The 11,842-nt window shown below is 70.5% G+C and carries 14 protein-coding genes and 2 pseudogenes; 9 read left to right on the forward strand and 7 right to left on the reverse strand.

All coding sequences use genetic code 11. The annotated features are described in order from the left end of the window. Nucleotides 1-3: 3 nt before the first annotated feature. The 3 genes from leuD to ADL12_RS33430 all read left to right on the forward strand — a co-directional run bounded on the left by leuD (nt 4) and on the right by ADL12_RS33430 (nt 1,873). Entirely contained in the window at nt 4-597 is a 594-nt protein-coding gene (gene leuD, locus ADL12_RS33420) for a 3-isopropylmalate dehydratase small subunit (protein WP_062709066.1), read from the forward strand. Nucleotides 598-863: 266 nt separating this feature from the next. After that, nucleotides 864-1,094 (forward strand): SCO5555 family protein, encoded by a 231-nt coding sequence (locus ADL12_RS33425; RefSeq protein WP_003997611.1) that lies wholly within the window; start codon nt 864-866, stop codon nt 1,092-1,094. Nucleotides 1,095-1,231: 137 nt separating this feature from the next. Next, nucleotides 1,232-1,873, forward strand: coding sequence for an HU family DNA-binding protein (locus ADL12_RS33430; protein WP_062709070.1), 642 nt, complete (start codon nt 1,232-1,234; stop codon nt 1,871-1,873). Nucleotides 1,874-1,952: 79 nt separating this feature from the next. On the opposite strand, the gene ADL12_RS33435 is transcribed toward ADL12_RS33430, so the two are convergent. Next, nucleotides 1,953-2,156 (reverse strand): hypothetical protein, encoded by a 204-nt coding sequence (locus tag ADL12_RS33435; RefSeq protein WP_062709072.1) that lies wholly within the window; start codon nt 2,154-2,156, stop codon nt 1,953-1,955. Between the two features lie 39 nt (nt 2,157-2,195). Beyond that, nucleotides 2,196-2,834 (reverse strand): 2-phospho-L-lactate guanylyltransferase, encoded by a 639-nt coding sequence (gene cofC / locus ADL12_RS33440; RefSeq protein ID WP_062709074.1) that lies wholly within the window; start codon nt 2,832-2,834, stop codon nt 2,196-2,198. Nucleotides 2,835-3,003: 169 nt separating this feature from the next. On the opposite strand from cofC, the gene ADL12_RS33445 reads away from it, so the two are divergent. From ADL12_RS33445 to ADL12_RS33455, 3 genes are read left to right on the forward strand one after another with little or no spacing between them, the layout of a single operon-like run. Continuing rightward, complete coding sequence (locus tag ADL12_RS33445) at nt 3,004-3,819, forward strand: lysophospholipid acyltransferase family protein (RefSeq protein ID WP_062709078.1); 816 nt, start codon at nt 3,004-3,006, stop codon at nt 3,817-3,819. Beyond that, the gene (locus ADL12_RS33450) at nt 3,816-4,826 is read left to right on the forward strand and encodes an NAD(P)H-dependent glycerol-3-phosphate dehydrogenase (protein ID WP_062709081.1); all 1,011 of its coding nucleotides are present in this window, start codon (nt 3,816-3,818) and stop codon (nt 4,824-4,826) included. The genes ADL12_RS33445 and ADL12_RS33450 overlap by 4 nt, the downstream gene beginning before the upstream one ends. A 59-nt stretch (nt 4,827-4,885) precedes the next feature. Further along, nucleotides 4,886-6,043, forward strand: a complete 1,158-nt coding sequence (locus tag ADL12_RS33455; protein ID WP_062709084.1) for a D-alanine--D-alanine ligase family protein — start codon at nt 4,886-4,888, stop codon at nt 6,041-6,043. On the opposite strand, the gene ADL12_RS33460 is transcribed toward ADL12_RS33455, so the two are convergent. Together ADL12_RS33460 and ADL12_RS33465 are read right to left on the reverse strand one after the other, a co-directional pair. After that, on the reverse strand, nt 6,036-6,569 hold the full coding sequence (locus ADL12_RS33460; protein ID WP_062709087.1) for a DUF3515 domain-containing protein: 534 nt from the start codon (nt 6,567-6,569) through the stop codon (nt 6,036-6,038). The genes ADL12_RS33455 and ADL12_RS33460 overlap by 8 nt on opposite strands. Before the next feature lie 20 nt (nt 6,570-6,589). After that, the gene (locus ADL12_RS33465) at nt 6,590-6,823 is read right to left on the reverse strand and encodes an Lrp/AsnC family transcriptional regulator (RefSeq protein WP_003997603.1); all 234 of its coding nucleotides are present in this window, start codon (nt 6,821-6,823) and stop codon (nt 6,590-6,592) included. 206 nt (nt 6,824-7,029) lie between these two features. On the opposite strand from ADL12_RS33465, the gene ADL12_RS33470 reads away from it, so the two are divergent. Both ADL12_RS33470 and thiD read left to right on the forward strand, forming a co-directional pair. Then, complete coding sequence (locus tag ADL12_RS33470) at nt 7,030-7,998, forward strand: thiamine-phosphate kinase (RefSeq protein ID WP_062709090.1); 969 nt, start codon at nt 7,030-7,032, stop codon at nt 7,996-7,998. Then, on the forward strand, nt 7,995-8,828 hold the full coding sequence (thiD, locus tag ADL12_RS33475) for a bifunctional hydroxymethylpyrimidine kinase/phosphomethylpyrimidine kinase (protein WP_062709094.1): 834 nt from the start codon (nt 7,995-7,997) through the stop codon (nt 8,826-8,828). The genes ADL12_RS33470 and thiD overlap by 4 nt, the downstream gene beginning before the upstream one ends. On the opposite strand, the pseudogene ADL12_RS33480 reads toward thiD, so the two are convergent. The 3 genes and pseudogenes from ADL12_RS33480 to rpmB form a co-directional block, all read right to left on the reverse strand. Continuing rightward, nucleotides 8,800-9,150, reverse strand: a pseudogene (locus tag ADL12_RS33480) (FAD-dependent oxidoreductase); the annotation flags it as partial. The gene thiD and the pseudogene ADL12_RS33480 sit on opposite strands and share 29 nt — an antisense overlap. 71 nt (nt 9,151-9,221) lie before the next feature. Further along, nucleotides 9,222-9,362: pseudogene (locus ADL12_RS51305) on the reverse strand (hypothetical protein); the annotation flags it as partial. Nucleotides 9,363-9,453: 91 nt separating this feature from the next. Continuing rightward, nucleotides 9,454-9,639, reverse strand: a complete 186-nt coding sequence (gene rpmB, locus ADL12_RS33485; protein WP_003993230.1) for a 50S ribosomal protein L28 — start codon at nt 9,637-9,639, stop codon at nt 9,454-9,456. A 256-nt stretch (nt 9,640-9,895) separates the two neighbouring features. Here rpmB and ADL12_RS33490 point away from each other — a divergent pair, with 256 nt between their 5' ends. Beyond that, on the forward strand, nt 9,896-11,809 hold the full coding sequence (locus tag ADL12_RS33490; protein ID WP_062709101.1) for a DAK2 domain-containing protein: 1,914 nt from the start codon (nt 9,896-9,898) through the stop codon (nt 11,807-11,809). The last annotated feature ends 33 nt before the right edge of the window (nt 11,810-11,842 follow it).

The following is an 11,842-nucleotide window of genomic DNA, read 5'->3' on the forward strand; positions in this document are numbered from 1 at the left end:
GTCATGGAAGCATTCACCACGCACACCGGCCGGGCCGTTCCGCTGCGCCGATCCAACGTCGACACCGACCAGATCATCCCTGCTCACTGGCTCAAGAAGGTGACCCGGGACGGGTTCGAGGACGGGCTGTTCGAGGCCTGGCGCAAGGACGAGACGTTCATCCTCAACCAGCCCGAGCGCCAAGGCGCCACGGTTCTGGTCGCCGGTCCCGACTTCGGCACCGGTTCCTCCCGTGAGCATGCCGTGTGGGCGCTGCAGAACTACGGCTTCAAGGCCGTCATCTCCTCGCGCTTCGCCGACATCTTCCGCGGCAACTCGCTCAAGAACGGCCTGCTCACGGTGGTTCTGGAGCAGAAGATCGTGGACGCGCTGCAGGAGCTCACCGAGAAGGACGCGACTGCTGAGGTCACTGTGGACCTTGAGGCTCGTGAGGTGCGTGCCGAGGGCATCACCGCCTCCTTCGAGCTGGACGAGAACTCCCGCTGGCGGCTGCTGAACGGCCTCGACGACATCTCGATCACCCTGCAGAACGAGGCCGACATCGCCGCCTACGAGGCGAAGCGGCCGTCGTTCAAGCCGCGCACGCTCCAGGGCTGATCCGAGGCCCGCGCGCAAGGCGACTTTCGGACACCGCAACACCCCCTCAGTGCCCCCGATCAGCCCCGATCGGGGGTACTGCCATGTCTGCACCCGAACGGCCCTGCGCCTCGTAGGTGCGGCACTCAACTTCCCACGTTACGACGGGTGTTGCCGGGGTACGCGAGTCATGTAGCCGTGGCTTCCGCAAGTGCCCGGAAGGCCATTTGAGGCCGGAGTTGCACCCCTGGCAGGCGACAACTCGCCCCAGATGGCACAATCTGTGCATGGAACACGACGGCCAACTCGAGCTCTATGCGGCAGTCGCGGACCAACTGAAGGAAGCGCATGCAAGGGTGCGCGCACTGCAAGTCCCGGAGGGCGTACGGATGGCGCTGACCCGGAAGCTGCTGGTCATTACGGCCGCGGCCAAGCACGACGTTGCCGAAGCGACAAGGCGTCTGGAGCGGTTCATCGCGGATCTCGACGCGGGGCGATTCCCCGAAGAGGAACGCTGAACACCTTCGAGATCGTCGAGTCTGTTGCGGCACAAGGGTGATTAGCCCGTTTCGTGTTTGATTTGCGGTATATATCTGCCTAACGTGCGAAAAAGCTTGAACACTTTCGTTCTGGCGATGTCTCCGAAGGGGAAGACGTGAACAAGGCGCAGCTCGTAGAAGCGATTGCCGACAAGATGGGCGGCCGCCAGCAGGCCGCCGAGGCTGTCGACCATGTACTGGACGCCATCGTCCGCGCGGTCGTCGCGGGTGAGCGGGTCTCGGTCACCGGCTTCGGTTCGTTCGAGAAGGTCGACCGACCTGCTCGTTACGCCCGTAACCCCCAGACGGGCGAGCGGGTTCGGGTCAAGAAGACCTCCGTTCCGCGTTTCCGTGCCGGTCAGGGCTTCAAGGACCTGGTGAGCGGCTCGAAGAAGCTCCCGCGAGGCGGCGAGGTCGCGGTCAAGAAGGCGCCCAAGGGCAGCCTGACCGGTGGTGCCGCGGCGACGGTCAAGAAGGCCGCCGCGAAGAAGGCCACCAAGGCGGCCGCGAAGAAGGTCACGGCGAAGAAGGCGGCGCCGGCGAAGAAGGCCGCTGCTGCCAAGAAGGTCACGGCGAAGAAGGCGCCCGCCAAGAAGACCACGGCGGCTGCCAAGACCACCGCGGCGAAGAAGACCACGGCGAAGAAGGCGACGGCCAAGAAGGCCCCGGCGAAGAAGGCGACCGCCAAGAAGGCGCCCGCCAAGAAGTCGACGGCCCGCAAGACCACCGCCAAGAAGGCCACCGCCCGCAAGAGGTAGAAACCGCAGGGGCACTCACGCGCCGGGCCGGACTCCGTCGGGAGTCCGGCCCGCGGCGTGTCCGGGGACCTGTGGAGCCTCAGAGCGTCTGCAACGTCACCAGCGTGATCCGCAGGGACTCGCCCTCGCCCTCCGTCTCGATGCGTACCCGCTGCCCGGGGCGCAGCAGCCTCAGTCCGCCCGCGTCGAAGGCCGGGGCGTCGAAGGGGACGGGGGTGCCGTCGTCCAGGAGGACGCTGCCGGAGCGGGATTCGGTGTCGTAGGTGTATGCGGTGGCCTGCATGGCTGCCACCCTACGATGGGTTGTGATGGGGCGCGCCCGTCACTGTTCCTTGATCAGTAGGCGTGCCGCTGCCGTCGCCGTTCGTGGGCCTACGCCCAAGGCCAGCGCGGCGCGCAGGTCGGCGCCGGTGTCCACGTCCTGGCGTACCGAATCCACCTGGTCGAGGTCGAGTTCCACCGCCCCGGACTCACGATGGCGGGTTCTGGAATTCGTGCCGAATGACGGAAGTAAATCTCTGCCCGGAGCGGCGGTCAGCAGCGTCGTGCCGATTGCGGCGGCATCCGGGAGAAATGCGCGAGGGAATTGCGCGGCCGAGTCCAGGACGCGGGCCAATTCCAGCGGGCGCAGGGCGGGAAGATCGGCGTTCAGGGCCGCGAGGGCACTTTCGGGGCGGGAGGAGCGTACGACCGCCGCCGCGTGCGCCAGCGCCGCGTTCAGGCCGCCGCCCGGCTCGTCCGGGACGATGTGCGCGCCAAGTGCGCCCAGCTCGCGGCCGGCCAGGGCGTCGTCCGTGACGACTGCCACATCCTTCACCGCCGGGCAGGCCAGCGCCGCCGCGACGGTGTCCTGGGCGAAAGCGAGGGCGAGGCCTGGGCGCAATCCGTCGGATGCGGTGTCCGAGAGCCTGCTCTTCGCCCGCGCCAAGGGCTTCAGGGGTATGACCAAGGTCCACTGCACGAGCGCTTCGTCCCTTTCTTGTCGCGGCCATTGTCACTCAGCCGTCACCAGGGGCACCTGGCGGTTGTGGCGGCGAGGCGTACGGTGTTCTCGACAGACCGGCGGCCTGGGGCGACACTTGTGCGGCCCCCCGGCCCGATGTCCTTGATCCCTAGAGGAAGGTGTCCGCGTGCCCCGCCGCAGAATCGGCTTCTGGTATCGCTTCGCCGCGGTGCTCTGCAAACCGCCGCTGGTGGTTCTGATCAAGCGGGACTGGCGTGGAATGGAGCACATTCCGGCCGACGGTGGATTTATCACCGCGGTGAACCACAATTCGCACATCGATCCCTTCGCGTACGCGCACTTTCAGTACAACACCGGCCGGGTTCCGCGATTCCTGGCGAAGAGCGGGCTTTTCAGGAAGGGATTCGTCGGCGCCGCGATGCGCGGCACCGGGCAGATCCCCGTCTACCGGGAGACCACGGACGCGCTGAGCGCCTTCAGGGCCGCGATCGACGCCGTGGAGCGCGGCGAGTGCGTCGCGTTCTACCCGGAGGGCACCATCACCCGGGACCCGGACCAGTGGCCCATGACCGCCAAGACCGGCGCCGCACGCGTCGCGCTGCAGACCAAGTGCCCGGTGATCCCGGTTGCCCAGTGGGGTGCCAACGAACTGCTGCCGCCCTACGCGAAGAAGCTCAACGTCCTTCCGCGCAAGACCCACCGGGTGCTCGCCGGCCCGCCCGTGGATCTCGCGCGCTTCTACGACAAGGAAATGACCCCGGAGCTGCTGAAGGAGGCGACCGAGGTCATCATGGCCGCCATCACCCGCCAGCTGGAGGAGATCCGCGGCGAGAAGGCGCCCGAGACGCCGTACGATCCGCGCCAGGAGCGCATCGAGCAGCGGCGCAGGACCGCCGCGCAGAACCGGCGGACGCAGGCGAGGGCCGAACAGGAAAAGGCCGTACAGGAAAACGCCGAGCAGGAAGAGGGGCAGGGCACGTGAGCAAGCCCGTCAAGGCGGCAGTTCTGAGTGCTGGTTCGTGGGGCACCGCCTTCGGCATCGTCCTCGCCGACGCGGGATGCGAGGTCACCCTGTGGGCCCGTCGCGCCGAGGTCGCCGAGGCCATCAACTCGACCCGCACGAACCCCGACTACTTCCCCGGCGTCGAGCTCCCGCAAGGCATGCGGGCCACCACGGACCCCGCCGAGGCCATGGCCGGCGCCGACTTCACGGTGCTGTCCGTCCCCTCCCAGACACTGCGTGCCAACCTCGCCGAGTGGACCCCGATGCTGGCGCCGGGCACCGTCCTCGTGTCGCTGATGAAGGGCGTCGAACTCGGCACCACCATGCGGATGAGCGAGGTCATCGAGGACGTGGCCAAGGTCGGCCACGACCGCATCGCCGTGGTCACCGGACCCAACCTCGCCCGCGAGATCGCCGCGCGGATGCCGGCCGCCGCCGTGGTTGCCTGCACCGACGAGGCCGTCGCCCAGCGACTGCAGGCCGCCAGCCACACGCCGTACTTCCGCCCCTACACCAATACGGACGTGGTGGGTTGCGAACTGGGCGGTGCCGTGAAGAACGTCATCGGCCTCGCCGTCGGCATCGCGGACGGCATGGGCCTCGGCGACAACGCCAAGGGCTCGCTCATCACGCGCGGCCTCGCCGAGACCACGCGGCTCGGCGTCGCGCTGGGCGCCGACCCGCTGACGTTCTCCGGACTCGCGGGCCTGGGCGACCTGGTGGCGACCTGCTCCTCGCCGCTGTCCCGCAACCACACCTTCGGCACCAACCTCGGCAAGGGCATGACCCTGCAGGAGACCATCGCGGTCACCAAGCAGACCGCCGAGGGCGTCAAGTCCTGTGAGTCGGTGCTGGATCTGGCCCGCCGGCACGGCGTCGACATGCCCATCACGGAGACGGTCGTGGAAATCGTCCATGAGGGCAAGCCGCCCGTAGTCGCTCTCAAGGAGCTGATGTCGCGCAGCGCGAAGCCCGAGCGACGCTGAGCGAAGGGCACCCTCCGGACGCTGACTCGGACCCTACGGGCGGGTACGCTCAACGCGATATGAGCACCGAGAACCTCCCCCAGAGCCCTGACCAGCCGCCTCGCAAGCCGCGCGTGGCCGTCGTGTTCGGCGGTCGCAGCTCCGAGCACGGGATCTCCATGGTCACCGCCGGAGCCGTACTGCGCGCCATCGACCGGGCGAAGTACGACGTCCTGCCGATCGGCATCACGCGGGAAGGCCGCTGGGTGCTCACCGCGGACGAACCCGAGCGGATGGCGATCACCGACCGCCGTACGCCCGAAGTCGAGGACCTCACCGACTCCGGCGAGGGCGGCGTGGTGCTCCCCGTCGACCCGGCCAACCGCGAAGTCGTCTACACCGAGCCCGGATCGGTGCCCAAGGCGCTGGGCGAGATCGACGTCGTCTTCCCGGTGCTCCACGGTCCCTACGGCGAGGACGGCACCCTGCAGGGCCTGCTGGAGCTCTCCGGGGTGCCGTACGTCGGCTCCGGTGTGCTCGCCTCGGCCGTCGGTCAGGACAAGGAGTACATGAAGCGGGTGTTCACCTCGTTCGGGCTCAAGGTGGGCCCGTACGTGGTGATCCGGCCGCGCGAGTGGGAGCAGGACGAGTCCGCCGCCCGCAAGAAGATCATCGACCTCGCCGGCGACCACGGCTGGCCGCTCTTCGTGAAGCCCGCGCGCGCGGGTTCGTCGATCGGCATCACCAAGGTCGACGACCTGTCCGGCCTGGACGAGGCGATCGCCGAAGCCCAGCGGCACGACCCGAAGATCCTCGTCGAGGCTGCGCTGCGCGGCCGGGAGATCGAGTGCGGGGTGCTGGAGTTCGAGGACGGCCCGCGCGCCTCCGTACCGGCCGAGATCCCGCCGCCGGATACGCACGCGTACTACGACTTCGAGGCCAAGTACATCGACTCGACGCCGGGAATCGTGCCCGCGCCTCTCACGCCGGAGGAGACCGCGGAGGTCCAGCGTCTGGCGGTGGACGCCTTCGAGGCGGCTTCGTGCGAGGGGCTGGTGCGCGCGGACTTCTTCCTCACCGAGGACGGGGAGTTCGTGATCAACGAGATCAACACGATGCCCGGTTTCACGCCGATCTCGATGTACCCGCAGATGTGGCAGGCCGGCGGGATCAGCTACCCGGACCTCGTGGACAGGCTGATCCAGGCGGCGTTGCGGCGGTCCACCGGACTCAGGTAGGACCCGTACCGGTCAAGTCGGCGATCCCCGTGGGGATCGCCTTCTTGATGGCCGGCGCCAGGTCGATCAGCGCTCCCGAACTGTCACGCCCGTCCGGCACGGTGACCTCGACGTAGGCGCGTCGGCTCGCGGACGTGAACCGGTACCCGCCGCCGTCCTGCTTCTCCATCAGCCACTTCACGCCTTCGACGCCACCGGCCACCGCGTCCGGGTCCCGGCCCTCGGCCACCTTGGGATCGATCATCTTCGGCGGCCGTACGACACCGCAGCGCAGTATGATCGCCGGGTCGTCCCCCCAGCCCGCGGTCAGCGCGGACGCGGGCGAGGGGTCCTCACGGCGCTCACCGTCCACCTTGGCCGGCAGTACCTTGTCGAGGTTCTGACACAGCTTCGCGGCGTTCGCGCCGGGGCTGGGAACCGCCGCCGACGCGCTGTCGTCTGCTGATGAGCAGCCCGCTGCGGTGATCAGCAGGACCAGCGCGGGCAGCCCGAGGACAGAAATGTGCCGGTGACGGAAAGAGTTCACCGGCCAAGGGTAGACGGGGGCTACAGATGTACGACCGGGCAGGTCAGGGTGCGGGTGATGCCGTCCACTTGCTGGACCTTCGCGACCACCATGCGACCCAGGTCGTCGACTGTGTCGGCCTGGGCGCGCACGATGACGTCGTACGGTCCTGTCACGTCCTCGGCCTGGATGACTCCAGGGATCTTGCTGATCGTCTCGGCGACGGTCGACGCCTTGCCGACCTCCGTCTGGATCAGGATGTACGCCTGTACCACGGAACCTCCAGGGCGGCCACGAGGATCATGTGGGGAAAAGGAACGCCACGGTATCGCGTCGCCGCTCGCCGCGGGGAGACCTGCGGAGACCGGGGCTTGCGCGCCGGGGTGCACTCACGACAGAAGTTGACGTACATCTCGACCGTAGCGAGGACAGTAGTGACGCGCGACCGGGTGCGGACAGGGACAGAAGGGGCGTAAGGGCAATGAAGGGCACTGTTGGTGAGCTCGGTGAGTTCGGGCTCATCAGGGAGCTCACCTCCCGTCTCACCACCACCCCGGCGGTCCGGGTCGGCCCCGGCGACGATGCCGCGGTGGTGGCCGCGCCCGACCGCAGGGTGGTCGCCAGCACCGACATCCTGCTGGAGGGGCGGCACTTCCGCCGCGACTGGTCCACGGCCTACGACGTCGGCCGCAAGGCCGCCGCGCAGAACCTCGCGGACATCGCCGCCATGGGCGCCGTGCCGACCGCCCTGCTGCTCGGCCTCGTCGTGCCTGCCGAACTCCCGGTGACCTGGCCGAGCGAGCTGATGGACGGCCTGCGCGACGAGTGCCAGGTCGCGGGCGCCTCGGTGGTCGGCGGAGACGTCGTACGGGGCGACACGATCATGGTGTCGATCACCGCGCTCGGCGATCTGCGCAACCAGGAGCCCGTGACGCGGGCGGGCGCGCAGCCCGGCGACCTCGTCGCGGTCACCGGCTGGCTGGGCTGGTCCGCCGCCGGATACGCCGTGCTCGCCCGCGGTTTCCGCTCGCCGCGGGCCTTCGTGGAGGCGCACCGGCGCCCCGAGCCGCCGTATCACGCGGGTCCGGCTGCCGCGGGGCTCGGCGCGACCGCGATGTGCGACGTCAGCGACGGGCTGATCGCGGACCTCGGGCACATCGCCGAGGCCAGCAAGGTCCGTATCGACATCCGCTCGGGGGCGATCGACATCCCGTCCCAGATGAACGACATCGGGCAGGCCGTCGGCGTCGACCCCATGCAGTGGGTGCTGACCGGGGGAGAGGACCACGCGATCGTGGCGACCTTCCCGCCGGACGTGAAGCTGCCGGCCCGCTGGAAGGTCATCGGCGAGGTCCTCAACCCCTCGGCGCTGCCGCAGGTGACGGTGGACGGGGCGCCCTGGACCAGCAAGGGCGGCTGGGACCACTTCGGCGGGGACATCGAGTCATGAGCGCCCCACCCCGGGTACTGACGGTCGCGGGCTCCGACTCCGGTGGCGGCGCGGGCATTCAGGCCGACCTGAAGACGATGCTCGCGCTCGGCGTGCACGGCATGAGTGTGCTCACGGCCGTCACCGCTCAGAACTCCCTTGGTGTGCAGGGGGCCTGGGAGCTTCCGGTGGAGGCGGTGCGGGCGCAGTACCGCAGTGTCGTCGACGACATCGGCGTGCAGGCGGTCAAGACGGGGATGCTCGCGTCGGCCGAACTCGTCGAGGCGGTGGCCGAGTTGATCGGGGGGACGGACGCGCCCGCCGTGGTCGACCCGGTCGGCGTCTCCAAGCACGGGGACTCGCTGCTGGCGGCCTCCGCGCTCGACTCGGTACGCACCGCGTTGTTGCCGGTGGCGACCGTCGCGACGCCGAACCTCGACGAGGTGGCCCAACTCACCGGCGTACACGTGGAGTCGGAGGGCGACCTGCGGCGAGCCGCGGCGGCCGTGCTGGAGTACGGGCCCCGTTGGGTCGTGGTCAAGGGCGGCCACCTCGCGGGTGACGCAGGGCGGGTGGGCGGGAACCAGGCTGTGGACCTGCTCACCGACGGCTCCGAGGAGCACTGGCTGCGCGCCCCGCGCCACGACAACCGCCACACGCACGGCACGGGCTGCACCCTCGCGTCCGCGATCGCGTCGCAGCTGGCGAAGGGGCAGTCCGTGCCGGAGGCGGTCGCGGCGGCCAAGGAGTATGTCACCGGGGCGATCGCGGCCGGGTTCGCGCTCGGCGGCGGGATCGGGCCGGTGGATCACGGCTGGGCCCTCACCCGGCGGGATACTCCGGCAGCTTGATGTCGGTCGCCGACTGCTCGGTGAGCCGCTTGAAGAAGGCGGCCAGTGGGCGAGAGGCGAGCAGCCGGTACATCCATGGCAGCCCTTGGCGAAGTCCCGGATCCGGTATCTCGTACGCAGCGAACGCCGTACGGTGATCTCCGCCCGCCAGGGCGAGTTCCCCGGCCAGGACGTACGCGCCGACGATCGCCACCCCGGCGCCCATGCCGCCCATCGTGGCGCCGTACCCGGCGTCCCCGAGCAGCGCCACCCGCCCCTCCCAGCCCATCCCCGCGAACCGCTCGGCGAGGATCCGCTTCTGCGCACCGATGTCCCGACGGTCGTTGGGGCGTGTCGGTGCGCGTCCGGGAGGTCGGGCAGGGCGGGGCCGCGCCACAGGGCGAGCGCCTCCAGAAGCGCGGCCGCGGCTCGGTGGTGGTCCCCGGCGGCGAGGGCGGCGCGTCCCTCGGCGGCCAGCTGCGCGAACCGGTGGGCGTCCACCGTGTCGGGGGCTGTGGCGATGCGGTAGCCGGTCGCAGCGGCCTCGATCTTCATGTGTGCGGTCAGGGACGGCAAAAAGCCGGCCCACCCTCAGGTGGACCGGCTCAGTGCAGCAACCAGCAGTGGCCGCGCGCTTAGCTGTGCGTCAGCGCGAGACCTTGCCGGCCTTGATGCACGAGGTGCAAGCGTTCACGCGCTTCGGCGTCCCGCCGACCACGGTACGGACGCGCTGGATGTTGGGGTTCCAGCGACGGGACGTACGGCGGTGCGAGTGCGAGATGTTGTTGCCGAAGCCCGGCCCCTTGCCGCAGACGTCGCAGTTGGCAGCCACGGGTCACTCCAAAGACTTCAGATGCACTTACGGTTAATCCCGGCAGGCCGGGATCGAGATCTAGGATCAGAGATCTGAGTGGCGTTGCCAGGGGAATCGGCCCGATCGGATCGGGCAACCGGAGCAGCATACAACGACTGCGCCAGTGCAACGAAACTACCATGGCTGCTCAGGGCCCCGCTCCCGGCCCTCTTCCGCCGCACACCGGCCCGGGGTCTACGCTGCGTGCCACGTCCAGCAGCTCAGGGAGGCGCAGGTGGCGCACGTGCCGCAGACATTCTTCGATGCTCTCGCGGTGCGCACTTGGAGCGGCCTCGCGTTGGAGTCGCTGGGTCGCGCGCGTGAGGAGATCGACGCGATCAACGTCTATCCCGTGGCCGACGGTGACACCGGGACGAACCTGTATCTGACCGTGGAGTCGGCCGTGGCCGCGGTCGAGGCGGTGTTCGCCGGGCACGAGGTGGCTTCCGCGCGGACGGGGAATCCCTCGCTGGCCGACGCCGTACGCGCGATGGCGCACGGGGCCCTGATCGGCGCCCGGGGGAACTCCGGGACGATTCTCGCCCAGCTGTTGCGTGGCATGGCGCAGGTGCTCGCCGCCGACGGTGAGACGGCTCACACCGACGGACCGGGCCTGCGGCTCGCCCTGCGGCGCGCCGCCGACTCCGCGCGCGAGGCCGTGGCCCATCCCGTCGAGGGCACGGTGCTCTCGGTCGCCTCGGCCGCCGCCGACGCGGCGGGCGGAGCGGAGGGCGACTGCGGGACGGTCGCCCGGGCGGCCTACGAGGGGGCGCGTGCCGCCCTCGCCGCGACGCCCGGCCAGCTCGCCGTCCTGGAGCGCGCCGGGGTCGTCGACGCGGGTGGGCGCGGGCTGGTCGCGGTGCTCGCGGCGCTGGTGGAGACGTTCACCGGGGAGGCGCCGCGGGCGGTCGGGTCCTCGGCTTCCGGGACGTACGCGCGCGGGGGGCGCGGCGGTGCCGGGGATCCGCAGGGGCTCGGGAGGGACGGCGGTGCCGGGGGCCCGCACGCACGCGTGGAGACGGCGGCGGGCGGGTTTCCGGGGACGGACCTGGAAGCGGGTGCCTTTGCGGGGACGGATCTGGAGCGGGGTGCCTTCCCGGAGGGCGACGACCATCTCGTGTCCGCTGTGCCGGGGGCGGCGTTCCCGGACCACGCGCGCGGTGGCTCCGCCGTGCCGGGTGACCCCGACGAGTGCGCCGACGGTCCGGCCGACCACGGCGGAGGCGGTCCCGCCTTCGAGGTGATCTACCTCCTGGAGGCCGACGACGCGTCCGTGGCGCGACTGCGGGCACGGCTCGACGCCCTGGGCGACTCCCTCGTCGTGGTCGGCGGCGACGGGCTGTGGAACGTCCATGTGCACGTCGACGACGCGGGTGCCGCCGTGGAGGCGGGCGTCGAGGCCGGGCGGCCGTACCGGATCCGGATCACCCACTTCGGACTCGGCGACGTCCACACCACCGGCGGCGAGCGGCCGCCGCGGGAGCGGGTTCAGCGCGCCGTGGTGGCCGTCGTGCCGGGCGAGGGCCTGGCCGGGCTGTACACCGAGGCCGGCGCGACCGCCGTGCTCGCGCGCCCCGGGGAGCCGCCCGCCAGCGGGGAGCTCGTCGACGCCGTACGGCGGGCCCACGCGCGCGAGGTCGTGCTGCTGCCCAACGACCCCGAGCTGCGCCACACCGCGGCCGCCGCGGCCGAGCAGGCCCGTGCGGAGGGCATCCGCGTGGCGCTGATCCCGACCCGCTCCGCGGTGCAGGGCATCGCGGCGCTCGCCGTGCACGAGCCCGAGCGCCGGTTCGACGAGGACGTCGTGTCCATGACCTCGGCGGCCGGCGCGACCCGGTACGGCGAGGTCGCCGTCGCGGAGCGCCAGTCCTGGACCATGGCCGGCATCTGCCAGGCCGGCGACGTCCTCGGCCTCATCGACGGCGACGTGGCCGTGATCGGCTCGGACGTCACGGCCACCGCGGAGACCGTCCTCGACCGCATGATCGCGGCCGGCGGCGAACTCGTCACGATTGTCCTCGGCGACGAGGCGCCGGAGGCGATCGCCGAGCACCTCGAAGCACGCGTGCGTGAGTCGTATCTCGCCGTCGACACGGTGGTGTACCGGGGCGGGCGGCAGGGGGCGCTGCTGCTCATCGGCGTGGAATAGGGCCCCGGGAGCCGGGAACGAGGGCCCCCGCGC

It is taken from the genome of Streptomyces regalis, from assembly GCF_001509475.1.
Classification (GTDB): domain Bacteria; phylum Actinomycetota; class Actinomycetes; order Streptomycetales; family Streptomycetaceae; genus Streptomyces; species Streptomyces regalis.

Excerpts from the sequence above, each read along its gene's own strand:
- leuD (WP_062709066.1), top strand. The coding sequence starts at position 4 with ATGGAAGCATTCACCACGCACACCGGCCGGGCCGTTCCGCTGCGCCGA.
- ADL12_RS33425 (WP_003997611.1), top strand. The coding sequence starts at position 864 with ATGGAACACGACGGCCAACTCGAGCTCTATGCGGCAGTCGCGGACCAA.
- ADL12_RS33435 (WP_062709072.1), bottom strand. The coding sequence starts at position 2,156 with ATGCAGGCCACCGCATACACCTACGACACCGAATCCCGCTCCGGCAGC.
- ADL12_RS33455 (WP_062709084.1), top strand. The coding sequence starts at position 4,886 with ATGAGCACCGAGAACCTCCCCCAGAGCCCTGACCAGCCGCCTCGCAAG.
- ADL12_RS33470 (WP_062709090.1), top strand. The coding sequence starts at position 7,030 with ATGAAGGGCACTGTTGGTGAGCTCGGTGAGTTCGGGCTCATCAGGGAG.
- thiD (WP_062709094.1), top strand. The coding sequence starts at position 7,995 with ATGAGCGCCCCACCCCGGGTACTGACGGTCGCGGGCTCCGACTCCGGT.